The following is a 26660-nucleotide window of genomic DNA, read 5'->3' on the forward strand; positions in this document are numbered from 1 at the left end:
TCAGAGGTCGTGCGCGAACTGGCGCAGGGCCGGGGCCAGCACCGGCGGCTCGGCGTTGTGGTTCTCGCCGGTGACCGGGAGCAGGCGCGCGGTCGGCAGCCGCTTGGCGACAGCCTCGGCGCCGGCGATCAGCCACGGCGCGGTGGCGTCGCCGTGCATGACCAGGACCGGGACGTCGACGGCGGCCCAGCGCTCGGCCGGCAGCGGGTTGCCCGACATGGTCATGCCCATGATGCGTCCGTCGTACGCGATCGTGTGCGCGATGTCCTCGACCGGAGCCCAGTACGGGCTCTGCCGGATGCCGGCGACGAACTCGGGCGGCATGTTGGCGGCGGCGGTCATGAACAACTCAGCCGCAGCGCCGCGATCCCCGGCCGCGACGTACGCCTCGAGCTGCTCGACATAGTCGGACGGCAGCGGCGGGCGCGCGTCGTCGATCACCACGGGCGGCTCGAAGAGCGCCAAAGCCGTGATCGGGAGTCCGGCGGCCGCAGCGTCAAGCGCCAGCAGTGAGCCGGACGACCAGCCGAACACGATCGCCGGCCGCCCGGCGTCCTCGATCAGCGCGGCGAGATCCTCGATCTCCCGCTGGATCGCGTACGGCTTGGTGTCGGTGCTCTCGCCGCGCCCGCGCCGGTCGTAGGCGTAGACCCGGAACTCGTCGCTCAGCAGCTTCGCGACCTCGGCGTTCGACGGGTTGACCGCGCGGTGCGCGGTGGCGCCGTCGATCATGATCAGCGGCTGCCCGGATCCCCAGGCCTCGAAGGCGATCGTCGTCCCGTCGGCGGACCTCACTGTGCTCATCGTCGTACTCCTTCTGGTGTCGTTTCTGGTGTCGTTGGGAACTAGACCGTACAGTACTCAGAGAAGAACTGGACTGTCTAGTATGATTTTCGGGAACACTTGAGGAGGAACCGCGTGGAGTACCGACAACGCGCTGGTGTCTGGCAGCCCGGACAGCCCGTCGAGATCGAGGGCGAGGGCCGTACGCCGCGGAAACGCCGGGCGATCCTGGCCGCGGCGACCGAGGTCTTCCTGCAGCACGGCTACCTCGGCGCGAGTATGGACGAGGTCGCCGCGAAGGCGGGCGTGTCCAAACAGACCGTCTACAAGCAGTTCGAGAACAAGGAACGCCTGTTCGCCGAGATCGTCCTCGGCACCAGCGATCAGCTGATGGACGGCCTGGCCCATGCGTACGCCGACACGCTCGAAGGAGCCACTGACGCCCGCGAAGCGCTTCGGGCGTTGGCCCGCCGGCTCCTGGACAGCCTCACCGCCGGGAGCGTCCTCCAGCTACGCCGGCTCGTCATCGCCGAGGCGGACCGGTTCCCGGAGGTCTGCGGGGCCTGGTTCAACACCGGTTTCGAGAAGTCCCTGGAGGCGCTGGGTGAGGCGCTCACCGGGTTGACCGAGCGCGGTCTGCTGCGTGAGCTCGAGGACCCGACGTTGGCGGCGTACCAATTCGCCGGACTGGTCATGTACAAGCCGATGAACCGGGCGATGTTCGCCGGCACCCATGCGGGACCGGTCGCCGGTGAGCTCGACCAGCTCGCCGATCAGGCGGTCGACGTCTTCCTCGCCGCGTACGGCGCCTAGCCGCTACTCGTCGTCCGCGGTGGCAGGGGGCTCGGACGCCTTGTTCTTCGACGGACGGGTGATGTGCAGGTGGATCCGCCAGCCCGTCCACGCCAGCAGGCCCACCGGGATCGGCAGCCAGAAGGAGATGAGCCGATACAGGAGCGTCCCGATGAGTGCGGTGTCGGCACTGATGCCGATCACGACCAGCAGCGCGGTGAGACCGGCGTCGACGAAGCCGAGGCCACCCGGTGTGATCGGGATCAGGGTGAGGGCCTGAGCAACGACGTACGCGAGGAGCACCTCGGAAGGGCGGGCGTGTGCGTTGAGCGCGGCCAGCGCGACCACGAGTGCGGCGTAGTCGAACATGCGGTTCGCCGCCGCCGCGATGACCGCCTTCCACCAGTGACCCTCGAAGGCAGCGGCAACCCGGTCTCGCTGCGCTACCAGTGTCGCGGAGCAGGTGTCCGCGGTCGTGCTGCGCTTGACGAGGTGGATGACGCGACCGGCCGCGCGACCGATCAGCACCACGAACCGGGTCCAGGTCAGCGCGGTGACCCCGAGACCGACGATGACTATCGCCAGGATCAGCGAGACCAGGAGGCCGAGCTCCAGTTGCTTCGCCGGCGGTGGACCGACCAGCAGAGCGGGCACCGTGAGGATGGGCAGCAGCAACAGGACGCCGGTCGTGATCAGGCCGATCGCGGTCAGCGCCGAGGCGACGACCGCCGCCGGCTGCCCGGTTTGGATCAAGAGCCTGGCCTGGAGGACCCCGCCGGCGGCCGGGCCGCCGGGGACGACCTTGCTGGCAGCGTTCCCGGCCAGTTGCGCCGTCGCGATCGTGCCCCAGCCCGATTGGACGGGTGGTGGCTCCCCGTCCCCCGCGCGCTGGGCCAGGGCCAGTCTGGCGAGCCACCACAGTGCGGCGAAGCTGAAGGTCTCCAGTACGACGAGCGCCGGGAACCACCAGGGTTCTATGTCCGCCAGGCGTGGCCAGCTTCCGAAGAGGGACAGCATGCTCGGCGCCACGATGTACAGACCGACACCGGTGACGGCCAAGCCGACAGCGCGGCCGCCCCAACGCCGCACCAAAGCCCCGCCGGCGACGCGCATGTCTCACCCCGCTCACTGGACGAGTCGCCTCGCCACGATAGCGCGACCAGCGGTGTCGATCGGTGGAGCGAGCCTCAGAGGGTGCCGCGGGTCGAGGTCCGGACGACGAGCTCCGGGGTGAACGTGACCCGCTGGTGCTCGTGGTCCGGGTTCGACGACTCGTCCAGCAGCAGCTCGGCGGCGGTCCGGCCGAGGAGTTGCCGCGGCTGACGCACCGACGTCAGCGGTACGGCAGCCGCCTCGGCGAACTCGATGTCGTCGTACCCGACGATGGCTAGGTCCTCGGGCACGCGCAGGCCGAGACTCACGCACTGTTGCAGCAGGCCCAGCGCCAGCAGGTCGTTCGCGCAGAACGCGGCGGTCGGCCGGCGGGCTGCCGGGAGGCCGGCGAGTCGTTGCCCCGCGCCCCTTCCCTCGGCGACGGTGAGGGCACCGGTGGTGAGCTCGATCAGGTTCTCCGGGGGTTTCCCGGCCTTGCGCAGCGCGCGCCGGGCGCCGTCGCGCCGGTCGACGACCTGGCCGATCGTGTTCGGGCCGCCGACGTACGCGATCCGCTCGTGGCCGAGTTCGAGCAGGTGGGCGATGGCGAGTTCGCCGCCGAGGATGTCGTTGACCGCGACCGAGCAGTGTTCGCCGTCGTCGATGTTGCGGTCCACCACGACGACCGGCGTACCGCGGGACGGGAGCTTGCGCAGACGGGAGGAGTTCTGGTCGATCGGGGTGATCAGCACGCCCTGGACGCGTTGCTGCTCGAGCAGGTCGAGGTAGTCGGCCTCGCGGTCCGCGTCCTCGTTGCTGTTGCACAGGAAGACCGAGAGGCCGGCCGCCTGGGCCGCCTCCTCGACACCCTTGGCCACGTCGGTGAAGAACGGGTTGCCGGCGTCGAGCATCAGGTAGGCGAGGATCCGGCTGCTGCCCGCGCGCAGTTGCCGCGCCGACTCGTTGCGCACGAACCCCAGCGAGACCATCGCCGCCTCGACCTTGGCCCGGGTCAGCGGGCTGACCACCTCCGGCCGGTTCAGCACATTCGACACGGTCCCCAGAGACACTCCGGCTGCCGCCGCAACCGCCTTCACCCCAGCGGTATGGCGCTTGGCGGCCTTCCGCCGCTTCCCGCCTCCTGAAGGCAAGGTTTCGGGCGCGCTCTCCGACACGCGCGACCTCCCTGCGTCGTGGTCCTGGGATGGACCGGTTTGAAACGTCTTAGCGGATGGAGCGTACCTGTTCGGGCCGCAGGATCCGCAGCATTCGTCCGGGTCCGGCCGCCGGAGGGCGGCCGAAAGGCGGGCGAGGTCTTGACGCCTCCAGCCGTGCACGCTTACGTTCATGCAATCGTCTTGAAACCTTTCAGCAACTCCACTGCGCCGAGTTGGAGGTGACCATGCCCGACGGCCGCCCGCTGCTCAGCGTGCGCGAGGTGTCGAAGTCCTTCGGCGCGGTCGCCGGCCTCTGGCTCGTTTCGAAACCATTCAACCTGTGAGAGCCGCCTCATGAATCGGTACTGCTTCTGTCTCCAGGTTCGGCCCGACCGGCTGGACGACTACGTCGAGCGCCACCGCAACGTCTGGCCGGACATGCAGGCCGCGCTGCGGGACTCCGGCTGGCACAACTACTCGCTCTTCCTCCGCGACGACGGCCTGCTGATCGGGTACGTCGAGTCCGAGGACCTGGAGGCGGCGCAGAAGGCGATGGCGGTGACCGAGGTGAACACCCGCTGGCAGGCCCAGATGACCGAATTCTTTACCGGCATAGACGGCCGGCCGCCGGACGAGTCGTTCGTGCTGCTGCCCGAGATCTTCCATCTACAAGAGGACTGACACCATGACGACCGACGCTGTGAAGACCGCCCTCAGCCGCCAGGAGATCGAGCTGCCCTCATGGGCGTTCGGGAACTCCGGGACGCGGTTCAAGGTGTTCAGCCAGCCCGGTGTGCCGCGCTCGCCGGAGGAGAAGATCGCCGACGCCGCCGTGGTGCACAAGTACACCGGCGTCGCGCCGAGCGTCGCCCTGCACATCCCCTGGGACAAGGTCGACGACTACGCCGCACTGGCGGCGTACGCGAAGGGGCAGGGCGTCCGGCTGGGTGCGATCAACAGCAACGTGTTCCAGGACGACGACTACAAGCTCGGCAGCGTCACCAACCCGGACCCGCGGGTACGGCGGAAGGCGACCGACCACCTGCTCGAGTGCGTCGACATCATGGACGCGACCGGGTCCCAGGACCTGAAGCTGTGGTTCTCCGACGGCACCAACTACCCGGGCCAGGACGACATCCAGGACCGGCAGGACCGGCTCGCGGCCGCGCTGAAGGAGGTGTACGACCGGCTCGGTGACGACCAGCGGATGCTGCTGGAGTACAAGCTGTTCGAACCGGCCTTCTACACCACCGACGTGCCGGACTGGGGTACGTCGTACGCGCACTGCCTGGAACTGGGACCGAAAGCAACGGTCTGCATCGACACCGGGCACCACGCGCCGGGGACCAACATCGAGTTCATCGTCGCGTTCCTGCTCCGGACCAAGAAGCTCGGCGCGTTCGACTTCAACAGCCGGTTCTACGCCGACGACGACCTGATGGTCGGCGCGGCCGACCCGTTCCAGCTGTTCCGGATCATGAACGAGATCGTCCGCGGCGACGCGCTCGACCCGGACCGCGGGATCGCCTTCATGCTCGACCAGTGCCACAACATCGAGGTGAAGATCCCGGCCATCATCCGGTCGGTGATGAACGTCCAGGAGGCGACCGCGAAGGCGCTGCTGGTCGACCGGGACGCGCTCCGCGCGGCCCAGGCCTCAGGTGACGTGCTGGAGGCGAACGCAGCGCTGATGGATGCCTACAACACCGACGTCCGGCCGATGCTCGCCGAACTGCGCGAGTCGCAGGGCCTGGACCCGAACCCGGTCGCGGCGTACCAGCGCAGCGGCTACTTCGAACAGATCGTGAAAGACCGAGCCGACGGCCAGCAGGCCGGATGGGGAGCCTGAGTACAGATGAGCAGTTCCAATTCCTCCCCCACCCCACCGCCCCGGTCAGGGACATCAGCCGAGCTCGTTGCGCGTAGCAACCGGCTGGGTGCCGATCCGCGCAACACCAACTACGCCGGCGGGAACACGTCGGCGAAGGGTACGGCGACCGACCCGGTCACGCAGCAGCCCGTCGACCTGCTCTGGGTGAAGGGGTCCGGCGGCGACCTCGGCACGCTGACCCAGGCCGGCCTCGCCGTACTGCGGCTCGACCGGTTGAACTCGCTCGTCGACGTGTACCCGGGTGTCGACCGCGAGGACGAGATGGTCGCGGCGTTCGACTACTGCCTGCACGGCAAAGGTGGCGCTGCGCCGTCGATCGACACGGCGATGCACGGCCTGGTGGATTCGCCGCATGTCGACCATCTGCACCCGGACTCCGGGATCGCGCTGGCGACCGCGGCCGACGGCGAGAAGCTGACCGCGGAATGCTTCGGCGATCGGGTGGTGTGGGTGCCGTGGCGGCGGCCCGGGTTCCAGCTCGGTCTCGACATCGCGGCCGTCAAGCGGGAGAACCCGGAGGCGATCGGCTGCGTCCTCGGCGGCCACGGCATCACCGCGTGGGGGAACACCTCGGCCGAGTGCGAGGCCAACTCCCTGGAGATCATCCGTACAGCGGAGCGCTTCCTGGCCGAGCGTGGTGTGGACGAACCCTTCGGTGCAGTGGTGCCCGGCTTCGAGGCGTTGCCTTCCGAGGAACGACGGTTGCGGGCAGCTGCCCTGGCGCCGGTGATCCGTGGCCTCGCGTCGACCGACAAGCCGCAGGTCGGGCACTTCACCGACTCCGAGGTGGTGCTCGAGTTCCTGTCCCGGGAGAAGCTGGCTCCGCTGGCGGCGCTCGGCACCTCGTGCCCCGACCACTTCCTCCGGACCAAGGTGCGCCCGTTGGTGCTGGACCTGCCTGCGTCGGCCTCGGTGGAAGAGGCAGTCGCGCGGCTGCAGGAACTGCATGTCGCCTATCGCGAGGAGTACGCCGCGTACTACAACCGGCATGCCGAGCCGGACAGCCCGGCGATGCGGGGTGCGGATCCGGCGATCGTGCTGGTCCCGGGGGTCGGCATGTTCAGCTTCGGCAAGGACAAGCAGACCGCTCGGGTCGCCGGCGAGTTCTACGTGAACGCGATCAACGTGATGCGTGGCGCCGAGGCGGTGTCGACGTACGCGCCGATCGACGAGCGGGAGAAGTTCCGGATCGAGTACTGGGCGCTGGAGGAGGCCAAGCTGCAGCGGATGCCCAAGCCGAAGCCGCTGGCGACTCGAGTCGCCTTCGTCACCGGTGGTGGTTCCGGGATCGGCAAGGCGATCGCGCAGCGGCTGGCTGCGGAGGGCGCGTGTGTGGTGGTGGCCGACCTGGATCTGGCCGCGGCCGAAGCCGTGGCCAAGGAGATCGGGTCGTCCGACGTCGCGGTTGCCGTCGGCGCTGACGTGTCGTCGGCCGAGGCGGTCGAGGAGGCGCTGCGTGCGGCCGTGCTGGCCTTCGGCGGCGTCGATCTGATTGTCAACAATGCCGGATTGTCCATCTCCAAGTCGTTGCTGGAGACGACGGAGAAGGACTGGGACCTGCAGCACGACGTGATGGCGAAGGGATCGTTCCTGGTCTCGCGCGCCGCGGCGAAGGTCCTGATCGACCAGGGTCTCGGCGGCGACATCGTCTACATCTCCAGCAAGAACGCGGTCTTCGCCGGACCGAACAACGTCGCGTACGGCGCGGCCAAGGCCGACCAGGCCCACCAGGTCCGGCTGCTCGCCGCGGAGCTCGGTGAGTACGGCATCCGCGTCAACGGTGTGAACCCGGACGGCGTCGTCCGTGGATCCGGCATCTTCGCCAAGGGCTGGGGTGCACAGCGGGCCGCGGTGTACGGCGTACCCGAGTCGGAGCTGGGCGCGTACTACGCGCAGCGGACGCTGCTGAAGCGCGAGGTGCTGCCGGAGAACGTCGCGGCTGCGGTCTTCGCGCTGACCGGTGGGGACCTGACCCACACGACCGGTCTGCATGTTCCTGTCGATGCCGGCGTCGCTGCGGCGTTCCTACGTTAGTTCGGGGAGATTGCTATGTGGACCACTGACCCGAGCCGGTCTGTCGACGGCAACGGAGTACTGCCGTGGGTCGAGCCGCGCAAGACCCGGATCGGACTGGTGGCCGGTGGGCTCGGCGCCTACTGGCCGCAGTTCCCCAACCTGCTGCCGCAGTTGCAGGCGTCCGCGCGGCGGGTGTCCGAGCGGTTCTCGGAGCTGGACTGCGAGGTGATCGATGTCGGGTTCATCTCCGACGCGCAGGAGGGCGCTGCGGCGGCCGAGAAGCTGCGGCTGGCGGACTGCGATCTGATTGTCGGCTTTCTGACGACGTACATGACCGCGTCGATGCTGGTCCCGGTCGCACAGCGGAGCGGGGCGCCGGTGCTGCTGCTGAACCTGCAGCCGACCGAGGCGATGGACCACGCGACGTTCGACACCGGGGCGTGGCTCGCGTACTGCGGTGCGTGTCCGCTGCCGGAGATGGCGAACGCGTTCGAGCGGTGTGGGGTCGACTTCCGGTCGGTGTCCGGGTACCTGGAGGACGAGCGTGCGTGGGCTCGGATCAACAGGTGGATCCTGGCAGCCGGCGTACGCGCAGCCTTCCGGCACGGACGGCACGGCCTGCTTGGGCACCTGTACCCGGGGATGATGGACGTGATCACCGACCCGACGCTGGTGTCCGCGCAGCTCGGCGGGCATGTCGAGATCCTGGAGATCGACGATCTGCGCGTCCGGGTCGAGAAGGTCAGTGCCGCGGAGACCGAGGAGCGGATGAAGGTCGCGCGGGAGATCTTCACGCTGGACGATTCGGTGGACGAGGACGACTTCCGGTGGGGTGCGACCGTCTCGGTCGCCCTCGATCGGCTGGTCGAGGACTTCTCCCTGACCTCGCTGGCCTATTACCACCGTGGACTCGACGGCGAGATGCACGAGCGGGTCGCGGCCGGGATGATCCTGGGTGCCTCGTTGCTGACGGCAAGAGGTGTGCCGGCGGCCGGTGAGTACGAGCTGCGTACGTCGCTGGCGATGCTGGTGATGGACAAGCTCGGTGCTGGTGGGTCGTTCACGGAACTGCAGGCGTTGAACTTCAAGGACAATGTGGTCGAGATGGGCCACGACGGGCCGGCTCACTTGGCAATCTCTGCGCGGAAGCCGTTGCTGCGGGGCCTTGGGGTGTACCACGGCAAGCGGGGATGGGGCGTGTCGGTCGAGTTCGACGTGAAGCATGGGCCGGTGACTGCTTGTGGGCTGGGGCAGCGGCGGGACGGTACGTTCAAGTTGATCGCGTCCGAGGGGACCGTCGTACCTGGGCCGTTGCTGCAGATCGGGAACACGACGTCGCGGGTCGACTTCGGATGCGACCCGGGTGAGTGGACCGACGCATGGTCGGCGTCCGGGGTCGCACACCACTGGGCGCTCGGGACCGGTCACAAGGCGAAGGACCTGGCCGCGGTCGCCGACCTCCTTCACCTCGACCTGACCGTCGTTTCCCCATGAAGCGAGTCGCAGCGGTGGATCTGGGCGCGTCCAGCGGCCGCGTTATGCTCGGCGTGGTCGGCTCCTCGCAGCTGGAGCTGACCGAGATCAACCGCTTCTGGAACGGCCCGGTCGGCGTCGGCGGCACCCTGTACTGGGACGTCCTCCACCTCTACCGCTCCATGCTCGACGGCCTCCGCGCGGCCGGTCCCGTCGACGGCATAGGCATAGACTCCTGGGCCGTCGACTACGGCCTGCTCGACTCCTCAGGCCGCCTGCTCAGTAACCCGGTGCACTACCGAGACGCCCGCACAGACGGCGTAATCGACCAGGTCCTAGCTCGCGTCTCCGCCACCGAGCTGTACGAAATCACAGGCCTCCAGCAACTACCGTTCAACACCATCTACCAACTCGCCGCCGAGTCCGGCGGGGTCGGCTCGGCCGGGGTCTCCCCTTCCCTGCCCGCGCGCGCCGTAGGCGCGGGCGGGTTGCTGGGGCAGGCGGCGACTCTGCTGATGATTCCGGACTTGTTGGGCTATTGGTTGACGGGGAGCATCGGGGCTGAGCGGACGAACGCCTCGACTACGCAGTTGTACGACGTACGGGCTCGGGCGTGGAGTGAAGTGTTGGCGGCGCGGGTTGGGGTGCCGTTGGGGTTGCTTCCGGAGTTGCGGGAGCCTGGGGATCTTGTTGGGACTGTGTGGCCCGAGACCGGGCTGGCAGCGGGTACGCCGGTTGTTGCGGTGGGGTCTCATGACACTGCTTCTTCGGTGGTGGCTGTGCCGGCGGGGGATGAGCGGTTCGCGTACATCTCGTCGGGGACCTGGTCGTTGGTGGGGCTCGAGTTGGAGGAGCCGGTGCTGACGGACGAGGCGCGCGCGGCGAACTTCACCAACGAGGGTGGGGTCGACGGGCGGATCCGGTTCCTGCGCAACGTGATGGGGCTGTGGATCCTGCAGGAGTGCCAGCGGGTTTGGGAAGACGACGACCTCGAGGGACTGCTGCGGGATGCGGCCGGCGCACCGGCGTTCGCCGTACTGATCGATCCGGACGCTCCGGAGTTCCTTGCTCCAGGCAACATGCCGGCCCGGATCGACGAACACTGCCGGGCGACCGGGCAGGAGCCGCCGCGTTCGCGCGCCGCCGCGGTCCGGTGTGTGCTGGAGAGTCTCGCGCTCGCCTACCGCCGTACGTTGCGGGAAGCGCAGACGATCGCGGACCGGCCGGTCGACGTACTGCACGTCATCGGCGGCGGCTCGCAGAACGAGTTGCTCTGTCAGCTGACCGCTGACGCTTGTGGGTTGCCTGTGCTCGCCGGGCCGGTCGAGGCGTCGGCGCTGGGCAACGTTCTGGTTCAGGCTCGCGCACTGGGCGAGCCGTTGCCGGACCTGGGTGCGATGCGCGCCCTGGTCCGTTCCACCCATCGTCTGCGGCGCTACGAGCCGCAGGGAAAACCGGCCGACTGGGACGCCGCCGAGTCCCGGCTATTCGGAGCTAGGTGATCCGTATGACCGTCCTCCCTCAGGAACTCCGCCCTCTCACTCGCCGCGTGCCACCGCGCGAGATCAGTCACGACGACCTGCAACTCCTTCGCCTGCTCGCCACCGGCCTCCCGGTCGACTCCGTGGCGCGCCGGCTCGATCTGTCCGAACGAACGGTCCGCCGCCGTACTCGAACCGTCTGCGACCGGCTCGGCTTCGGCACCGCGATCGAGGCGATCGTCTGGGCCGCTCGCCGCGGTCTGGTCTGAGCTCGACCCGGACCTGTGCCACTCACCAAGCACGCACGTTCTGCCCGCCTGACGCTCGGCTGCCCTCCCGGGTCGAGCGTTCGCGGCGCTTGGTGAGTGGCGCAGGTCCGTCGCACGTTAGGCGCGGGAAGGTCGGGGTACCGGGGGTCCGAATATCGAGCCGAGGAGGAGCGATGGACGGAATGACCATTGTCTGGATCGTCGTCGCGCTGGCCGCTCTGGTCATCGTCGTCGCCGTGATCGCCGGAGCAACCCGAACCTCGTCGAAGCGCCGGGCCGAGCGGCGACAGCAGGAAGCCTACGAGCACGAGAAGCAGGCCAGAACGTCGGCCGCCCACGCGGAACGCCAGCAAGCAGCCGCCGACGAGGTCGAAGCCCGCGCCCGCAAAGCCCAAGCCATAGCCGACGAAAAGTCAGCCGAAGCCCGCCGCCTCTCCGCCGGCGCCACCGAACGCCGCGAAGCAGCCCAAGAGGCGCGCACCGAATCCACCCACCACCAGTCCCAAGCCCAAAACCTCTGGCCAGAACCCGACCGAGGCGAGTCGCCCGACCAGAATCACTGGGCGGACGGCACCCACCCCCACGACCCCCGAAACCCCAACCACACAAAGCACTAGCCCCAAGGGCCCGGCCAAACGCCGGGCCCACCCCACTCCTGCCGCCCGATTCCCGACTACGCCAGTCGCCAGGCGCCCGGCCCGCACGCTAGCCGGCCGCCTCAGCCACCGGTCCCGGTCAACCGCCAACCTGATCCCCAACTGCTGACGTTTGGTGCTTCTCACCCGTGAGACAACGGATGAGAAGCCACAACCCGCACAAGGGTGAGAAGGACCAAACGGCAGCTACCCGCACCTACCCACCAACGCAGCGGCAGCACATCAACCGCACGGCGAACGGTCGTACGGCGTCCACAGCCGGCGGACCAGTACGCCGGTCAACGGTTGTCCCGAGTGACCACGAGCTGGCGACCCCGCATCAGGTAGTCGGTCCGCGGGCGATCGCCCGCCTTTAAGACGAGGCAGATGCCTGGGTTGCCGCAGTTTGTACGGCGTGCGCAGTCGGCGGATCGGCACGCCGGTCGAGGACGGCTCAGGTGACCACGAGCCCGCGACTCCACATCAGGTAGTCGGTCCGGGCGATAGCCCCGCCTTCAAGGCTGGGCGGGTGGGAGCGTCCGCGAGCACGCGACGCAGGAGCGCGCTTAGCGGATGCGTGGGTACGACTCAGATCAAATACCGGAACTCCGGTGAGTTCGGGTTGATGCGTTCGATCTCGAGTGGGGCGGCATCCATCCGCGCCAGCAACCCGTCGAGGTCCGTCGGGCGGCTGATTTCGATGCCTACCAACGCCACACCCGTCTCGCGGTTGTTGCGCTTCACGTATTCGAAGAGCGTGATGTCATCATCAGCCCCCAACGCCTCATCCAGGAACTGACGCAAAGCACCCGGCTCCTGTGGAAACGTCACCAGGAAGTAGTGCTTCAACCCATCATGCACCAACGACCGCTCAAGAATCTCCCCATACCGGCTGACGTCGTTGTTCCCACCCGACAGCAAACAAACAACCGTCTCACCCGGCCGGACGGAAAGACCGTTGCCCAAGGCACCCGTCGACAGCGCCCCAGCAGGCTCCGCGATCAACCCGTCGGTCTGATACAGCTCGAGCATCTCCGAGCACACAAGACCTTCCGGGACCGACATCATCTCGACCCCAGCAGCCGCGACCAACGGCAGCGTCACGTCCCCCACTCGACGTACGGCGGCCCCGTCCACAAAGCTGTCCAGATGCGGCAACGTCACCGGCTCACCAGCCGCAAGCGCCGCCGCCATACTCGCCGCCCCAGCCGGCTCCACACCAACGATCCGTACGCCGGGATGCCGCTCGGTCAGCCAGGTCGCAACCCCAGCAACCAACCCACCACCACCGACTGGCACAACCAACACGTCAGGCGCCTGACCGAGCTGCTCGATCAGCTCGACAGCCACAGTCCCCTGCCCCGCAACGGTTCGCGGATCATCGAACGCCGGGACCATAGTCGCCCCAGTAGCCTCGCCCTCAGCAAGCGCCGCAGCGGCAGCATCGTCGTATGTGTCACCAGTGATGATCACCTGGATCTGCTTGCCGCCGAGCGCCGCGATCCGGTCCCGCTTCTGGCGCGGCGTCGTACGCGGAACATAGACCTTGCCCTGCACACCGAGCGTGTGGCACGTATACGCCAAGCCCTGTCCATGGTTGCCCGCACTGGCGCAGACCACACCCGCCGACTTGGCCTCGTCGTCGAGCTGGGCGACCAGGTTGTACGCACCGCGGAGCTTGTACGACCGGCCGATCTGCAGATCCTCCCGCTTCAGCCAGACCTGCGCGCCGGTGCGTTCGGAGAGCCGGAGATTGCGCTGCAACGGCGTACGCACCGCGACACCGTCGATTCGCCGTACGGCGGCCTCGATCGTTGCCGCGTCAACGGCCCCACCGGCGTTCGATCGAGCGACTGAACTACTGCCCTGCATGACGTTCCTTCCCGTGCATTTGCACGATCTTCGCCGATTCGCTCGCTGCACAAGACAATTGGCGTCCACAGTACGGACGACTGGGACACCATTGGGGAACAGACCCTTGCCCCAGGCGTGAAACGGCTCTTCACTGGGCAGTCTAGTTTTCATACGCTCACTCGGTGTAACGGCCAGGGTCCTGGACGGGATGAGCCGAGTAAAGCCGGTCAAGTGGACTGGAGGGCACGGATGGAACTGATTCCGTTCAGTCTGTGGGGAGACGCCCTGTGGTGTGGTCAGGAGGTCGTGCGGGAGGCTCCGCACGAGCAGGCGATCCGAAGCCTGTTTCCCGACCCCATCCCAGCGCGTGGCGCAGACTTGGACACCGACGCGGACCTGGTCCCGGAACCGCACAACCGTTTCGACCCCCGATCGATCGCCGTACGGGTGCAGGGGAAGGTTGTCGGCTACCTGCCGAGGGACGATGCGCACCGGTACCACCCGGTGTTGTCAGAACTGGTGGCGCAAGGCCTGCAACCGCAGGTGCCGTGCCACCTGTGGGTCAGTGAGTGGGAACCGGCGGACTGGGACGGCAAGGGCGACCAGGGCACCGAGTTCCATGCCAGTGTGGCGGTGGCCCTCGGCCAGCCGCACATGCTGGTTCCGGTGAATCTGCCTCCGCCGGGCAGCTTTCACCTGTTGCCGCCCGGCAGCGGCATCGTCGTACCGGGCAGTGAGGTGCATCCCGACGTACTCGCACCGTTCTTCCGTGCGGAAGGCGAGTGCTGGGCGTACGGCACCATGCACGCGATCGAGGAGGAGGACAGCTTCAACGACCGGCACCGGATCGTGGTCGAGGTGCGGCTGGACGACGAACCGGTCGGACGGCTGAGCCCACGGCTGAGCGCGGAGTTCCTGCCGGCCATCCACTACCTCACCGACATGCGTGCCGAGACAGCTGCCCGTGTCGCCGTCCGCGGCGACCGCATCGCATCGGAGGTGATCCTGTACGCGGCGCGGAGTCACGACCTCCCGGCAACCTGGCCGGACGGCCTGACCCGCTCCCCAGCCGCGTCCCCAGAGTGGCACTACTGGGCTACCAAGGAAGCCAACTAGGCGGCTGCGCAGTACTCACCACGCCCCTGGGTGGGTACTGCGGAGCTACTTGATCGCCGCCGCGCTCGGACGGCACCAGTTCAGCGGTTGAGGGTGGTTTCTTCTTCGAGGTGGGACAACTTCTGCGGGTTGCGGACCACGTAGAGGCCGGAGATGAGGCCGTCGTCGAGGCGTACGGCGACGATCTGCTCGATCTCGCCGTCCTGACGGAGGAGTAGGGCCGGGGAGCCGTTGACCTGGATCGGCTCGACAGTGAAATCGCCGACGACCTTGGGCAGGCCGGCCGCCAGCAACCGCGCCACGCGATCGGCTCCGACAATCGGACGCAGGAGGGCCTGCTTGACGCCACCACCGTCACCGAGGAGTACGACGTCCGGCGCCAGCATGTCGACCAGCCGTTGCAGATCGCCGGTTTCCACCGCCCAACGGAAGGCCTCGAGGGCGCCGCGGGACTCGGCCGGGGACACGGACCCGCGCGGTCGGCGCTCTGCGACGTGAGCCCGGGCCCGATGTGCGATCTGGCGGACCGCGGCCGGGGTCTTGTCCACGGCTTCCGCGATCTCGTCGTACTCGAGGGCGAAGACCTCACGCAGTACGAACACCGCCCGCTCGGTCGGCTTGAGCGTCTCCAGCACGAGCAGCATCGCCATCGAGACGTTGTCGGCGAGCTCGACGTCGTCGGCCACGTCGGGCGCGGTGAGCAGCGGTTCGGGCAGCCACGGGCCGACGTACGACTCCTTGCGCCGACCGAGCGTCCGCAGCCGGCTCAGCGCCTGCCGACTGGCGATCCGGACCAGGTAGGCCCGCTGGTCCCGCACCGAGTCGAGGTCCACGCCCACCCAGCGCAACCAGGTCTCCTGCAGCACGTCCTCCGCGTCCGCTGCCGAGCCCAGCAGCTCGTAGGCGACGGTGAACAGCAGGTTGCGGTGGGCAACGAACGCCTCGGTGGCTGGATCCGGGCCGGCCATGGGTGGCTCCTCTGCGCAGGCAACGGTGTTTTCCATCAGACACCGGAGCCGGCCGTTCTGTGACAGTTCTGGTGGGGTGGCCTGCGTCACTTCACCGTGCTGTCACGCGGATCGGCCCGTCGGCATCTTGTGTTCGTCACGACCACAACATCAGACCGAAGGACGACACTATGAACGCCCGATTCAACATGATGGAGAACGAGTGGGCCGCCAAGCTCGGCAAGCGCTTCGCCGGCCTGGCGCTGCTGCTCGAGCAGTCGACGCTGCCGAAGACCGTCCAGTTCCTGGTCCAGATCCGGGCCAGCCAGATCAACGGTTGCGGCTTCTGCATCGACATGCACACCAAGGACGCCACCGCGGCCGGTGAGACCCCGACGCGGCTCAACCTGATCGCCGCGTGGCGTGAGTCCACGGTCTTCACCGAGGCCGAGCGCGTCGCGCTCGCGTTCACCGAGGAGGGCACCCGGATGGCCGACACCCACCAGGGCGTCTCCGACGAGACCTGGGCGCACGCCCGCAAGCACTACGACGACGACCAGCTCGCCGCGCTGATCTCCCTGGTCGCCATCATCAACGCGGCCAACCGGATGAACGTCATCCCGCGCACCCCCGGCGGCTCCTACGAGCCCGGCATGTTCGCCGATTTCATCAAGAACTGAGTAGCAAGCAGAGCCCGGCTCCGGACCACCTGATCCGGAGCCGGGCCTGTGCAACCGGCGACTACCCCTATCGCCGATCCGAACCCGCCGACGGCGGGATGTTCTGGTTGAGCCGGAACAGGTTGGTCGGGTCGTAGGCGTCCTTCACCGCGACGAGCCGCTCGTACGTCGCCGGCGGGTACGACGCCCGGACGATGTCCGCGTTCGTCTCACCGGTGAAGTTCACGTACGACGCCGCGTCCGGTCCGAGTGCGGCGCCCGCGGCGCGGGCCCACTGAACCGCGGTGTCGAAGCCATCGGCGTCCGGAGTCCGCGCGACCACATTGAGGATGTACTCGTGGTCCCGCGTACCGAACGCGGTGGCATCCGCCGGAACCCGGCCCATCGCCCCACCGAGATGGTGAACGTGGAGCTCGGACACGCCGTTCGGCACCTGACTGTGCGATGAGACCAGCGCGTCGACGGTCGCCGGCCCGAGGTCGTGGAAGAACGCCGACCGGAAGTAGTTCCGCATACCGCGCGGGAACAGCGGATCGAGCAGCGTCTGCATCGCGTTGTACGGCATCGGACCGAACAGATCGGCCACCACAGGCGCGAGCTCGCGGAACGGCCGGGTCGCTGCGTCACCATCCTCCGCCTGCCCGGACCACATGCCGAGTACGGCGACGATCGGCTTCCCGTGCACCTCCTCGGGCAGGAACGGCAACGGCGGTGCGGTGGTGAGGTTGATTGCCAGCGACAACTCGTCCGGTGCCGAGGCCGCTGCCGCGCCGAATCCCCGCAGTACGTCGGCCGCCTTGTCGCCGGGGTAGAAGACGAGACCGGCGAAGACCGTCGGACCGACCTCGTACGCCTTGAACTCGAACGACGTGACGACGCCGAAGTTGCCGCCACCGCCACGCAACGCCCAGAGCAGCTCCGGGTTCTCGTCCTCGCTCGTGTGCAGGTACCGGCCGTCCGCCGTGACGATGTCGGCCCCGACCAGGTTGTCGCAGGCCAGACCGGCCCGGCGCACCAGCCAGCCGATCCCGCCGCCGAGCGTGAACCCGGCGACACCGGTCGTGGACACCAAACCCCCTGTTACAGCCAGGCCGAACGCCTGTGCCTCGGCGTCCACATCTCCCCAGGTGCATCCGCCCTGCGCCACGATGCGGCGCCGGTCAGGGTCGATCCGTACTGCGTTCATCGGGGACAGGTCGATCACCAGTCCACCGTCCGTGGTCGAGAAGCCGGGGATGCTGTGGCCGCCGCCCCGGACGGCCAGTGTGAGCCCCTCGCTCCGGGCGAACTCGACGGCCCGGATGACGTCGGCCACCCCGCGGCACCGCACGATGAGTGCGGGTCTCTTGTCGTGCGCGGCGTTCCAGATCGACCGTGCCTCGTCGTACGTAGGGTCGGTCGGGCGGACCAGCTCGCCACGAAGTCCCTCGGCGAGCTCGCCGAGCGTGGCCTCCCCGAGCGTGTCCTGCCGCGCTTGCGTCGTTGTCATCGCTACTCCTGATTCGTCCTGCCCAGGAGGTTTTCCTGGACAACACGACGCTAGGAAGACGGCCTTCGCAGTGGCTTAGCGTGCCTTAGCGCGCCGTGAGCGGACGCAGCGGGAGGGCGGCCGCACGCGCCGTACCGATGTGGCAGCCCAGCCGGGCGAACAGTTCGGACGCTGCCCGGCCGTGTCTGGCCAGTGTCTCGGTGTCACCGTCCTCTTGGGCGAGTTCGGCGGCGAGGAGCCGTATCCACGCCTCGAGGCGCAGATACCCCTGCGGATGGAAGGCCTCGATCACCTGTTCCGCGACAAGCCGGGCGGCGTTCCGTTCGCCGGCGAAGAGTTCGACGATGACGAGGTTCAGCAGCGCGCCGGCCGCGCCGGATACGTCGTCGACGGCCTCGCCGCGATCGACGGCGATGCGGGTGAGACGTCGTCCGGCTGAGGCGTCACCGGCCGCTGCGGACAGCAGCCCGAGGTTGGCCAGACTGAGGTTCTCCGCGCGGCGATCTCCCAGTTGCTCGCGGATCCGCAGCGCTTCGCGGAGATGCTCCTCGGCCGGTTCGAACAGTCCCTGGTCGCGCTCGATGCACCCCAGATGGTTGAGAGCGTGGCCGAGCCCGGCCGCGTCGTCGATGCCGGCGAACGTGTCGACCGACCGTCGTACGGCGTCCAGCGCGGCGTCCAGGTCGCCTGCCAGCCGATGGGCGTCAGCGAAGGCGGACAGAGCGTAGCCGCGGCCCTGTACGGCGCCGACCCGTCGGCCGAGCAGGAAGGTCTCCTCGAACACCGGCACCAGCGATCCGTCGACGGGCGCGAGCGGCATACACATCGTGACGGCGGGGAAGAACGGGACAGCGGTCACGTCGATGAGACTCAGCCGCCGCAGACACTCGGCAAACCGTTCCTGCGCGGGTACGACGTCCTCCCGGAACAACGCGGCCATCGCGGCCAGCCCGCGGGCGGCAGCGGCCACGGGTGCCGCCGCCAGGAAGTCGGCCCGGACCAGCCCGTTTGCGGCGATCTGCTCGATTTCATTGAGGTCTCCGCTACCGAGCAGCAGAGTGCCGCGCAGTACCTGGGCGGACACGACGGCGGCAGGGTCGTCGGACTGCGCGGCGACCGCGACCGCCTCGTCTCCGAGACCGGGGAGTCGGTCGCTCAGACCTCTCCGGGCATCGAGGGTCGCCAGCGCGAAGTACGCCCGCTCCCGCTCCGGGGACGGTGGGGCGGGCGCCTCGAGAATGCGCTCGAGCCAGCCGGCTCCTTCGGCGAAGTGACCGCGTGCCAGCCAGTACTGCGACAGGCTCACTCCGAGCAGCAGGGCTCGTTCGTGATCGTGGTGGAGGGCCCAGGCGAGTGCGGCGCGAAGGTTGTCGTGGTCGGCGTCCAGCAACTGCGGGCGTTCGACGACAACACCGGCTCGTTCGGGGTCCTGGTCGGATGCCAGTTCCAGGAAGTGCCGGCAGTGAGCGGCCTCCAGCGGTCCGATCTCCCGGGCGGCGACGAGCCGCTCCCGCGCGAACTGCCGGATGGTGTCCAGCAGGCGGTAGCGGGAGCGAGGGCCGTCGTGGTCGACCACCAGCAGGGACTTGTCGACCAGGCGGCCGAGGTAGTCCAGCACCGTCGGACCGGGGATCCGCTCGTCCGCGCACACCTGCTCGGCGGACGGGAGGGAGAAGCTGCCTGCGAACACCGCGAGCCGGCGGAACAGCACCTGCTCGTCGTCCGACAGCAAGGCGTGGCTCCATTCGAGCGCCGCACGCAACGTCGCATGGCGGGTGATCTCGCCGTGCCGGCTCAGCAGGGGGAGCGCTTCACCGAGGCGCTCTGCGATCTCCGCCGGCTCGAGGTGCGAGGCGCGCGCGGCGGCGAGCTCGAGTGCGAGCGGGATGCCGTCGAGACAGCGGCAGATCTCGACGACGGCGCTGGCGTTGTCCGCGTCGAGGACGAAGCCGGGCCGGACGTCCTGGGCGCGCTCGACGAAGAGGCGTACGGATGCCAGGGTCCCGAGTCGGTCGAGATCATCGGTATCCGCTGGCTCCGGGAGCTCGAGTGAAGGGACGCGGAAGGTCACCTCGCCTGGAGCGTGCAGTGGCTCTCGGCTCGTTGCGAGGACGGTGACGCCGGGGCAACCTCGCAGTACTGCGCTGACGAGTCCGGCGCAGGCGGGGAGCAGGTGCTCGCAGTTGTCGAGCACGAGGAGGAGGTTCCGGGGAGCCAGGCGGGTGATCAGTGTGCGCAGGGAATCCGAGCCTGCTGCGGGGTCCAGCCCGAGTGCGGCCGCGACGGTGTCCGCGACGAGGTGCGGATCCGCCACTGGTACGAGGTCGGCGATCCAGACTCCGTCGGCGTACTCATGCAGTCGGCGAGCGGCCTCCTCGGCGAGCCTGGTCTTGCCGGCACCGCCCACGCCGGTGAGCGTGACCAGCCGGCCTCGCTCCAGCAGGCGGTGTACGTCGGCGATCTCGCGCTCGCGGCCGACGAAGCTCGTCAACGCCGGCGCGAGGTTGTGCCGGACCGTCGTCGGTGGGTCGTCGACTGTGACGCTGCCGGTCAGCAGGTCGCGGTACACCCGCTGCGTCTCAGGGTCCGGATCGGTGCCGTACGTCGTACGCAGTTCGCCACGCAACCGCTCGTACTGTGCGAGCGCCTCGGACAGCCGGCCCATCGTCGTATGGCGTCGCATCAGGCTGCGGACGGCGCGTTCGTGCAGCGGGTCGATGGCGAGCGCGCGCTGCAGGGCATCGAGAGCCTCCACGTCCTCTCCGGCCTCGGCAGCCGCGTCCGCTAGGTCGACGAGGAGGTCGCAGTAGGTTGCCCGGAGTTCCTCGCGCGGCCGCGCGGCCCAGTCCTCGAAGCGATCCTCGGGGAGGAGGTCGCCGCCGTACGCCGCGACCGCGGCGCGCAGGTCAGCGAGAGCGCCGCTCTCACGAGAGAGCGCCGCTAACTTTTCGAACGTCCGGACGTCGACCTCGACGGTGCGGTTGGCCCGCAGTACTACGAAGTCGTCGCGCAGCTCGAGCAGGCCGTCGCTCGACCCGTCGCCGGCGAGCACCCGGCGGGCGACGTACAACGCCTGATGGAGATTGTTGACCGCGGACGTCGGCGCTCGATCCGGCCACAAGGCCTCGAGCAGCACGTCCCGGTGCAGCCGCTGATCCCGCGTCAGCGCCAGCATCTTGACCAGCGTCCGCGCCTTCCGCAGACGCCAAGCCCGGCCATCGACGGGCAACTGCCCGCGATCGACCCCAAAGCCCCCAAGCAGCCGGATCCGCACCTCACCCTCCCCGAAAGAGCGTAAACACGAAACTGCCCCCGAGCACCTGTGGTTTTCTGGGCGACGTGACTGACGAGGCTCATTTCACCGCGAAGTTCCCGACCAAACGGATGGCGGCCGACTGCCTGTTCACGGACCAGGCAGGGCGGTTGCTGGTGCTCGATCCGCCGTACAAGCCGACCTGGGACCTGCCTGGTGGTGCGGTCGAACAGGACGAGTCGCCACGGCGGGCTGCCCAGCGCGAGGTGGAGGAGGAGATCGGGCTCGTGGTGGAACCTGGGGCGCTGCTCGCTGTGGATTGGGTGCCGCAGTTCGGGGACTTCACTGAGGTGGTCGCGTTCATCTTCGATGGCGGCGTACTCACGCCGTCCGAGATTGACCGCATCGCTCTCGACCCCACCGAAGCGAGTGCGATTCGTTTCGTGCAGTTGGCTGAGGCCGAGCAACTGCTCGACTCCAACCAGTACGCCCGGGTCGCAGCCGCGCTGGATTCCCTTGCCTTGTCTACGACCGCCTACCTGGAGAACGGGTCGGCGCCTCTGTGAGTTCGGGAGAATGGTCGTGTGTCGGCTGCGTGGTGGTCTGTGGTGGCGGGTGTTGTTGGTGGCGTGCTGCTGCTCTGGCTCGCGCTGATCGCCGCGCTGTGGATCGGCCGGCCGGACGAACTGCGCGTCCGTGAAGCTCTGCGTCTGCTGCCCGATCTGGTCCGGCTCCTGCGTCGCCTCGCCGCTGATCCGACGCTGCCTCGTGGGGTGCGGGTCCGGCTTTGGCTCTTGCTCGCGTACCTCGCGCTGCCGTTCGACCTGGTGCCCGACTTCATCCCGGTGATCGGGTACGCCGACGACGCGGTGATCGTCGCGTTCGCCCTCCGCTCAGTCACCCGCCGGGCAGGCACCGAGGCCCTCGACCGCCACTGGCCCGGATCCCCCAACGCCCTAGCCGCCATCCGCCGCCTCGCCCGACTCCCCTGACGTCCGTCCGCCGCCTCGCCGGGATCCTCTGAGGCGTGGCCGCCATCCGCCACCTCGCCCCGATCCTCCGACGGCGTGGCCGCTGTCCGAGGCCTCGCCAGGTTCCGACTGTCGGTGGTGGCGGTTAGTGTGCCGGGTCGTGATGGATGCTTCGTTTGCTGCCGCCCTGCGGGACTCGTACGACGCTCTTGCTTCCGAGCACGCCGACGTCGTGGCGTCCGATCTGGATGACAGGCCCCTCGACCGTGCGCTGTTCGCCGCCTTCGCGGAGCTGGTACGGGCCGGCGGCAACGATCTTGTCGCCGATGTTGGCTGTGGACCGGGCCGGGTGACGATCCTGCTGTCGGAGTTGGGGCTGGATGCGTTCGGCATCGACGTGTCGCCCGGGATGCTGGCGTTGGCTCGTCGTACCCACCCGCACCTCCGGTTCGAGGAGGGTTCGATGCTGGCGATGGACCTTCCGGATGCAGCCCTCGGCGGACTGCTCGCCTACTACTCGATCATCCACATCCCGTGGGACCAGCGCCCACAACTCTTCGCCGAATTCCACCGAGTCCTCGCACCAGGCGGCGTACTCATGCTCGCCTTCCAGATCGGCACCGAACACAACCACCGCACCGAATTCTTAAGCACCCCCATCTCCATCACCTGGTACCGCCAACAACCCACCGACCTGGCCACCCTCCTACAAGCCGCCGGCTTCACCCCCTGGACCACCACAATCCGCGAACCCCAGGACACGGAGACCACACCCCACGGCTACCTCATCGCCCGCAAACCCATTTAGTCGGGCTGCTTGATCAAATCGGTGTGTGTCGGGACGGGGTGTTGCCGGATGATGCTGTCGTGAGCGAGGACCAGGGTCGGGTAGTCCCGGAGCAGCGGCTGTTTGATGCGGTCGCGCGGTGGAACACGAAAACCGGCTTCGGCACGGACGATCTGATCGACACCGCATGTGCCGCTCTCGCGGATGGACTCGACTCGCCTGCACTGCGTGAACTCGCGGGAGCCTCGCCGCGAGACCGCTTGGGTGACCTTCAGACGCTGGTCGACACCACGTTCGAAGAGCTCGGTATTCCCCTGCCGGGAACTCTCCGGGTGGGCCAGGCCGTTGCTGCCGGAGGTGGGACCGTACGTCGCCCCGGCGTCGACGCGATCCGGTTCGAGGTGGCCGACGTACCCGATGAGTCCGGCGGTGGATTCCAGGTGCTTGTCTACGTCAACGATGTCGAGATGACGGCGGTCGGGGCCGGGCTCGGGATGGATCCGTACGACGTACTCGTCCCCGACAACCGTCTCGTCGCCACCGCGGAGGCGCATACGATCCCGATCGCGCGGTGCGAGTGCGGCGTGTACGGCTGCGGTTCGACCGACGTCACGATCGTGAGGGATGACGATCTCGTCCATTGGGACTGGCTGTACGAAGTCCCCATCAATCGCGGAGTCACCTTCGCTGCGGCGGAGTACGACGTTCAGGTCGATCGCCTGGCGACCAACTACGACTGGGAAACGTCCGACCGGACCGCGGGGCGACTCATCCTGCGCGACCTCGACCAGCAGGCACTTCTCACCCACGGCTTGAAGCCGAGTTGGGTCGCCAACGACTACCGAAACTCAGCCGTGTTCCGGGTAGCACTCCAGCTCAGCAACACCTATCAGATCTTCGTCGACTTCCCGTGGACAAACCACACCCCGGCCGAGCTCGCACACACTGTGTGCCAGACCCTCACGCAGCACCCCCAAACCTGGGACGCAACCTGGCACGCAATCCAGCCCTCGCTAACCCACCCACCCAACATCGCAGGCCGCACGTGGCACCACGCCAACCTCTGAAACACTGCTGAGCATGAGGTCAGTCCAGGTCTTCCCGAACATGGAGCTGCCTCAGCTGACGTCCCTCCTCGACAGCTTCGGCGAACGCGCAGGATCAGAATGGTTCGAAGCCGAACACCGGCTCGAGGTCACCCTGACCCGCCACGAATCAGCCCAAGACCTGATCCAAGCGCTGGAGGACGAGGGCTCATTCTCTGCACCCGAGCTGGATGCCCTGCGGCAGGTGAGTGATGAACTCGCGGGCGCTTGGGTCGAGGTTCGTGTTTCCGGTCGCGGGGACTACCAAGCCGAAATGCGTGACCTTGTCGAGCGTCTCCTGGCCGAGGGCGGGTACGCATTCGACGACTGCTCGGACAACCTTTGGTCACTCGACCAGATCCGGCATGGCGGCTCGAACGGCCAGCGCTTCCGGGCCTGATCGAACTGGCTGACAGACGCACTACCCGCCGGCGCTCAGATGGCCCATGTTGTTGACTTAGGCAACGGAAGCCTCATACTGCAGATGAGATCTCCGCCCATGGTTTGACCGCGTTGTCAGACAGGGGGACGGGCATGGTCATGCAACGGGTTGGTGCGCGGCTCGCGGGAGCGGCTGTCGCAGCTGGAGCGTTGACGGTTCTGATCGGGGCGGGGGTGCTGATCTCCAGGCCCACCGATGCTTCCTGGCCGGCCGGTGCCGCGTTGGCCGCTCCGCCGGGGAACAACGGCACGATCAAGATCGACGGCGTGGACATCGACGGCGGTCCGCCCGACAACAATCCGCATCAGGGTTGCACGTTCGCGATCGAGTTCTACAACTACGACGAGGGTCCGTACTCCGCGCAGGTGATCTTCCAGGACCAGGCTCCCACCGCGGACGGCGGACTGCAGGTGGTGTCGGGCAACCTGGACCCGTTCATCGGCGGGGACCCGGCCGGCGGCGGTACGGACCTGGACGCCAGGGAGATCTACACGCTGGCGTTCACCGGGCAACCGCAACCGCAGCAGGGCTACCACGTGAAGGTCACCGTGACCGCACCTGGGTCGCAAGGCAACGACAGCAAATCAAAGGTCTTCTGGGTCGAGGGCTGCGACGCCCCACCAACCACGCCGCCCACCACACCTCCCACCACGCCACCGACGACGCCACCGACCACGCCGCCCACGACGCCGCCGACCACTCCTCCCACGACGCCTCCGACCACACCTCCCACCACGCCTCCGACCACGCCGCCCACGACATCTCCGACCACGCCGCCCACGACACCTCCGACCACGCCGCCCACGACACCTCCGACGACGCCGCCAACGACGCCTCCGACGACGCCGCCAACGACGCCTCCGACCACTCCTCCCACCACGCCACCGACCACACCTCCTGGCTCGACGCCGCCCACTACACCTCCGACGACGCCTCCGACGACGCCCCCAACCACGCCGCCGACGACACCGCCGACCACGCCTCCGAGCAGTCCGTCTTCAGGGACGTCGTCCAGTGCCCCTTCGGGCAGTTCGTCGGGTGCGCCATCGGGCACACCGCCGGCGACCCACCACACTGAACGTCCGCACTCGCCGGGTGTGCCGACGGCGGTGAATGCTGGACTCGCCGGTCCGCCGACCCGGTCCGCGGCCACGGCGGCGACCGACGACCACTCCGATGAAGCAGGCGGAATCCTGATGACGATCGGCGGCATGCTGCTCGCCGGCGGCTCGATCACCGCGCTCCGCCGTACCGGCCGTCACTCCGGCTGACGGCTCGACGACGACGTACCGGTGGCCCTTGTCATCGGCAACGTTCCGGCGACGCGCCGGTGAACACGAGGTTCGCCGGCGCGGGCCGAGATGCAGTTGTACACAGGGGCTGTGGACAACTTCCTTCACTGCGTGGCCAATCGTTACCGAACCACCTTGACTGCTGTGATGGGACCGAAATACTTCTCCTGGACCATTCCCTGCACCGTTCGAGGACAGACATGACCCCCGTGGGTACCCGTTCCCGTGCCGCGAGCATCTTCGCCGCCGCCGGCGCGTTGTCACTGCTGCTCGGCGGGGCAGCTCTCCTGGTAGCGCCGTCGGCCAACGCCGACCAGTCGGCTGCCGCCAACGGCCATGGCAACCCGCCAGGCAACAACGGCACGGTCAAGATCGAGGACGACGAGCTCCAGAGCGACCAACCGGACAACAACCCCCACCAGGGCTGCACGTTCGTGGTCGAGTTCTACAACTACGACAAGGACGCGTCGTTCAACGCCACGGTGACCTTCGAGGACCAGGCGCCGACCGCGGATGCCGGCCTCCAGGTGGTGTCCGGCAATCTGCACCCGTTCATCGGTGAGGATGCGGCCGGTGGCGGTACCGACCTCGACGCCAGGGAGACGTACACGCTGAAGTTCACCGGTCAGCCGCATCCCCAGCAGGGCTACCACGTGAAGCTCACCGTCAACGCCCCCGGCTCGAAGGGCCACGACGTCAAGCACAAGGTCTTCTGGGTCGAGGGCTGCAACACCACCACCCCGCCCACCAGCCCGCCGACGACGCCTCCGACCACGCCGCCCACCACGCCGGAGACGACTCCGCCGACCACGCCTCCGACGACGCCTGAGACGACCCCACCGACGACGCCTCCGACCACACCGGAGACGACCCCGTCGGAGTCTCCGTCGACCCCGCCGTCGGAGTCCCCGTCGACTCCGCCCACCGCGACCTCGTCGACTCCGGCCTCCGACGTACCGGGTGGCTCGGAATCGCCCACTCCCGGTGTGCCGACCGAGGTCGACGCCGGTCTCGGTGGCGGCTCGACCGGTTCGCTTGCCGGTAGCAACAGCCCGTTCAGCCTGGCAGGTGGTCTTCTGCTCGCGGCCGGTGGCCTGATGCTTGCCGGTGGAGTGGTTGTCGGTCTCCGGCGACGCGGAAGGCACAGCGCCTGAT

At 68.2% G+C, this 26660-nt stretch carries 24 protein-coding genes; 17 read left to right on the forward strand and 7 right to left on the reverse strand.

The window, feature by feature from the left end; all coding sequences use genetic code 11:
- Positions 1–804 (reverse strand): alpha/beta fold hydrolase, encoded by an 804-nt coding sequence (locus E0H73_RS31960; RefSeq protein WP_131362586.1) that lies wholly within the window; start codon positions 802–804, stop codon positions 1–3.
- 114 nt (positions 805–918) lie between these two features.
- Here E0H73_RS31960 and E0H73_RS31965 point away from each other — a divergent pair, with 114 nt between their 5' ends.
- Positions 919–1596 carry a TetR/AcrR family transcriptional regulator gene (locus E0H73_RS31965; RefSeq protein ID WP_202867654.1) on the forward strand — a complete coding sequence of 226 codons (678 nt, stop codon included), beginning with the start codon at positions 919–921 and terminating at the stop codon, positions 1594–1596.
- A gap of 3 nt (positions 1597–1599) precedes the next feature.
- Here the strand turns inward: E0H73_RS31965 and E0H73_RS31970 are convergent, their stop codons facing one another.
- Both E0H73_RS31970 and E0H73_RS31975 read right to left on the reverse strand, forming a co-directional pair.
- Positions 1600–2688, reverse strand: a complete 1089-nt coding sequence (locus E0H73_RS31970; protein ID WP_131362588.1) for a lysylphosphatidylglycerol synthase transmembrane domain-containing protein — start codon at positions 2686–2688, stop codon at positions 1600–1602.
- Between the two features lie 74 nt (positions 2689–2762).
- Positions 2763–3842, reverse strand: a complete 1080-nt coding sequence (locus E0H73_RS31975; RefSeq protein WP_238164404.1) for a LacI family DNA-binding transcriptional regulator — start codon at positions 3840–3842, stop codon at positions 2763–2765.
- A 336-nt stretch (positions 3843–4178) separates the two neighbouring features.
- Here E0H73_RS31975 and E0H73_RS31980 point away from each other — a divergent pair, with 336 nt between their 5' ends.
- From E0H73_RS31980 to E0H73_RS32010, 7 genes are all read left to right on the forward strand, one after another.
- Positions 4179–4505 (forward strand): L-rhamnose mutarotase, encoded by a 327-nt coding sequence (locus E0H73_RS31980; RefSeq protein ID WP_131362590.1) that lies wholly within the window; start codon positions 4179–4181, stop codon positions 4503–4505.
- 4 nt (positions 4506–4509) lie between these two features.
- Positions 4510–5673 carry an L-rhamnose isomerase gene (gene rhaI, locus E0H73_RS31985; RefSeq protein WP_131362592.1) on the forward strand — a complete coding sequence of 388 codons (1164 nt, stop codon included), beginning with the start codon at positions 4510–4512 and terminating at the stop codon, positions 5671–5673.
- Positions 5674–5679: 6 nt separating this feature from the next.
- The gene (locus E0H73_RS31990; protein ID WP_131362594.1) at positions 5680–7749 is read left to right on the forward strand and encodes a bifunctional aldolase/short-chain dehydrogenase; all 2070 of its coding nucleotides are present in this window, start codon (positions 5680–5682) and stop codon (positions 7747–7749) included.
- A 15-nt stretch (positions 7750–7764) separates the two neighbouring features.
- The gene (locus tag E0H73_RS31995; protein ID WP_131362596.1) at positions 7765–9225 is read left to right on the forward strand and encodes an L-fucose/L-arabinose isomerase family protein; all 1461 of its coding nucleotides are present in this window, start codon (positions 7765–7767) and stop codon (positions 9223–9225) included.
- The gene (locus E0H73_RS32000; RefSeq protein ID WP_131362598.1) at positions 9222–10706 is read left to right on the forward strand and encodes a rhamnulokinase; all 1485 of its coding nucleotides are present in this window, start codon (positions 9222–9224) and stop codon (positions 10704–10706) included. Before E0H73_RS31995 ends, E0H73_RS32000 begins: the two co-directional genes overlap by 4 nt.
- Before the next feature lie 5 nt (positions 10707–10711).
- Positions 10712–10954 (forward strand): LuxR C-terminal-related transcriptional regulator, encoded by a 243-nt coding sequence (locus tag E0H73_RS32005; protein WP_131362600.1) that lies wholly within the window; start codon positions 10712–10714, stop codon positions 10952–10954.
- Positions 10955–11127: 173 nt separating this feature from the next.
- Positions 11128–11571: a hypothetical protein gene (locus E0H73_RS32010; RefSeq protein WP_131362602.1), complete on the forward strand. Its 444-nt coding sequence runs from the start codon at positions 11128–11130 to the stop codon at positions 11569–11571.
- A 606-nt stretch (positions 11572–12177) separates the two neighbouring features.
- Here the strand turns inward: E0H73_RS32010 and ilvA are convergent.
- Positions 12178–13461, reverse strand: a complete 1284-nt coding sequence (gene ilvA / locus E0H73_RS32015) for a threonine ammonia-lyase IlvA (RefSeq protein WP_131362604.1) — start codon at positions 13459–13461, stop codon at positions 12178–12180.
- A gap of 231 nt (positions 13462–13692) precedes the next feature.
- Here ilvA and E0H73_RS32020 point away from each other — a divergent pair, with 231 nt between their 5' ends.
- Positions 13693–14559, forward strand: coding sequence for an HIRAN domain-containing protein (locus tag E0H73_RS32020; protein WP_131362606.1), 867 nt, complete (start codon positions 13693–13695; stop codon positions 14557–14559).
- 80 nt (positions 14560–14639) lie between these two features.
- Here E0H73_RS32020 and E0H73_RS32025 read toward each other — a convergent pair whose 3' ends face one another.
- Positions 14640–15527, reverse strand: a complete 888-nt coding sequence (locus tag E0H73_RS32025; protein ID WP_202867655.1) for an RNA polymerase sigma-70 factor — start codon at positions 15525–15527, stop codon at positions 14640–14642.
- 170 nt (positions 15528–15697) lie between these two features.
- Here E0H73_RS32025 and E0H73_RS32030 point away from each other — a divergent pair, with 170 nt between their 5' ends.
- Positions 15698–16186: a carboxymuconolactone decarboxylase family protein gene (locus E0H73_RS32030; protein WP_131362610.1), complete on the forward strand. Its 489-nt coding sequence runs from the start codon at positions 15698–15700 to the stop codon at positions 16184–16186.
- Positions 16187–16253: 67 nt separating this feature from the next.
- On the opposite strand, the gene E0H73_RS32035 is transcribed toward E0H73_RS32030, so the two are convergent.
- Together E0H73_RS32035 and E0H73_RS32040 are read right to left on the reverse strand one after the other, a co-directional pair.
- A complete protein-coding gene (locus tag E0H73_RS32035; protein WP_131362612.1) occupies positions 16254–17675 on the reverse strand; it encodes an FAD-binding oxidoreductase in 1422 nt (473 codons plus the stop codon).
- Between the two features lie 85 nt (positions 17676–17760).
- The gene (locus E0H73_RS32040) at positions 17761–20949 is read right to left on the reverse strand and encodes an ATP-binding protein (protein ID WP_131362614.1); all 3189 of its coding nucleotides are present in this window, start codon (positions 20947–20949) and stop codon (positions 17761–17763) included.
- A gap of 65 nt (positions 20950–21014) precedes the next feature.
- Between E0H73_RS32040 and E0H73_RS32045 the strand changes: the two genes are divergently transcribed.
- The 7 genes from E0H73_RS32045 to E0H73_RS32075 all read left to right on the forward strand — a co-directional run bounded on the left by E0H73_RS32045 (position 21015) and on the right by E0H73_RS32075 (position 26659).
- Positions 21015–21494: an NUDIX domain-containing protein gene (locus E0H73_RS32045; RefSeq protein ID WP_202867656.1), complete on the forward strand. Its 480-nt coding sequence runs from the start codon at positions 21015–21017 to the stop codon at positions 21492–21494.
- 42 nt (positions 21495–21536) lie between these two features.
- Positions 21537–21920: a YkvA family protein gene (locus tag E0H73_RS32050; protein ID WP_238164405.1), complete on the forward strand. Its 384-nt coding sequence runs from the start codon at positions 21537–21539 to the stop codon at positions 21918–21920.
- A gap of 142 nt (positions 21921–22062) precedes the next feature.
- Positions 22063–22707: a class I SAM-dependent methyltransferase gene (locus E0H73_RS32055; protein WP_131362692.1), complete on the forward strand. Its 645-nt coding sequence runs from the start codon at positions 22063–22065 to the stop codon at positions 22705–22707.
- 59 nt (positions 22708–22766) lie between these two features.
- Positions 22767–23753: a hypothetical protein gene (locus tag E0H73_RS32060; RefSeq protein WP_131362618.1), complete on the forward strand. Its 987-nt coding sequence runs from the start codon at positions 22767–22769 to the stop codon at positions 23751–23753.
- A gap of 13 nt (positions 23754–23766) precedes the next feature.
- On the forward strand, positions 23767–24171 hold the full coding sequence (locus tag E0H73_RS32065) for a hypothetical protein (RefSeq protein WP_131362620.1): 405 nt from the start codon (positions 23767–23769) through the stop codon (positions 24169–24171).
- A 134-nt stretch (positions 24172–24305) separates the two neighbouring features.
- On the forward strand, positions 24306–25484 hold the full coding sequence (locus E0H73_RS46660) for a hypothetical protein (protein ID WP_202867657.1): 1179 nt from the start codon (positions 24306–24308) through the stop codon (positions 25482–25484).
- Positions 25485–25705: 221 nt separating this feature from the next.
- Positions 25706–26659, forward strand: a complete 954-nt coding sequence (locus E0H73_RS32075) for a hypothetical protein (protein WP_131362622.1) — start codon at positions 25706–25708, stop codon at positions 26657–26659.
- Position 26660: the final 1 nt, after the last annotated feature.

The organism is Kribbella pittospori, assembly GCF_004331465.1.
Lineage (GTDB): Bacteria > Actinomycetota > Actinomycetes > Propionibacteriales > Kribbellaceae > Kribbella > Kribbella pittospori.

Coding starts and splice junctions, on each gene's coding strand:
- rhaI (WP_131362592.1), top strand. CDS start 4,510: ATGACGACCGACGCTGTGAAGACCGCCCTCAGCCGCCAGGAGATCGAG.
- E0H73_RS32010 (WP_131362602.1), top strand. CDS start 11,128: ATGGACGGAATGACCATTGTCTGGATCGTCGTCGCGCTGGCCGCTCTG.
- E0H73_RS46660 (WP_202867657.1), top strand. CDS start 24,306: ATGGTCATGCAACGGGTTGGTGCGCGGCTCGCGGGAGCGGCTGTCGCA.
- E0H73_RS32075 (WP_131362622.1), top strand. CDS start 25,706: ATGACCCCCGTGGGTACCCGTTCCCGTGCCGCGAGCATCTTCGCCGCC.
- E0H73_RS31995 (WP_131362596.1), top strand. CDS start 7,765: ATGTGGACCACTGACCCGAGCCGGTCTGTCGACGGCAACGGAGTACTG.
- E0H73_RS32030 (WP_131362610.1), top strand. CDS start 15,698: ATGAACGCCCGATTCAACATGATGGAGAACGAGTGGGCCGCCAAGCTC.
- E0H73_RS32025 (WP_202867655.1), bottom strand. CDS start 15,527: ATGGCCGGCCCGGATCCAGCCACCGAGGCGTTCGTTGCCCACCGCAAC.
- E0H73_RS31980 (WP_131362590.1), top strand. CDS start 4,179: ATGAATCGGTACTGCTTCTGTCTCCAGGTTCGGCCCGACCGGCTGGAC.
- E0H73_RS32000 (WP_131362598.1), top strand. CDS start 9,222: ATGAAGCGAGTCGCAGCGGTGGATCTGGGCGCGTCCAGCGGCCGCGTT.
- E0H73_RS32065 (WP_131362620.1), top strand. CDS start 23,767: ATGAGGTCAGTCCAGGTCTTCCCGAACATGGAGCTGCCTCAGCTGACG.
- ilvA (WP_131362604.1), bottom strand. CDS start 13,461: ATGCAGGGCAGTAGTTCAGTCGCTCGATCGAACGCCGGTGGGGCCGTT.
- E0H73_RS32055 (WP_131362692.1), top strand. CDS start 22,063: ATGGATGCTTCGTTTGCTGCCGCCCTGCGGGACTCGTACGACGCTCTT.
- E0H73_RS31960 (WP_131362586.1), bottom strand. CDS start 804: ATGAGCACAGTGAGGTCCGCCGACGGGACGACGATCGCCTTCGAGGCC.
- E0H73_RS31990 (WP_131362594.1), top strand. CDS start 5,680: ATGAGCAGTTCCAATTCCTCCCCCACCCCACCGCCCCGGTCAGGGACA.
- E0H73_RS32020 (WP_131362606.1), top strand. CDS start 13,693: ATGGAACTGATTCCGTTCAGTCTGTGGGGAGACGCCCTGTGGTGTGGT.
- E0H73_RS32005 (WP_131362600.1), top strand. CDS start 10,712: ATGACCGTCCTCCCTCAGGAACTCCGCCCTCTCACTCGCCGCGTGCCA.
- E0H73_RS31970 (WP_131362588.1), bottom strand. CDS start 2,688: ATGCGCGTCGCCGGCGGGGCTTTGGTGCGGCGTTGGGGCGGCCGCGCT.
- E0H73_RS32035 (WP_131362612.1), bottom strand. CDS start 17,675: ATGACAACGACGCAAGCGCGGCAGGACACGCTCGGGGAGGCCACGCTC.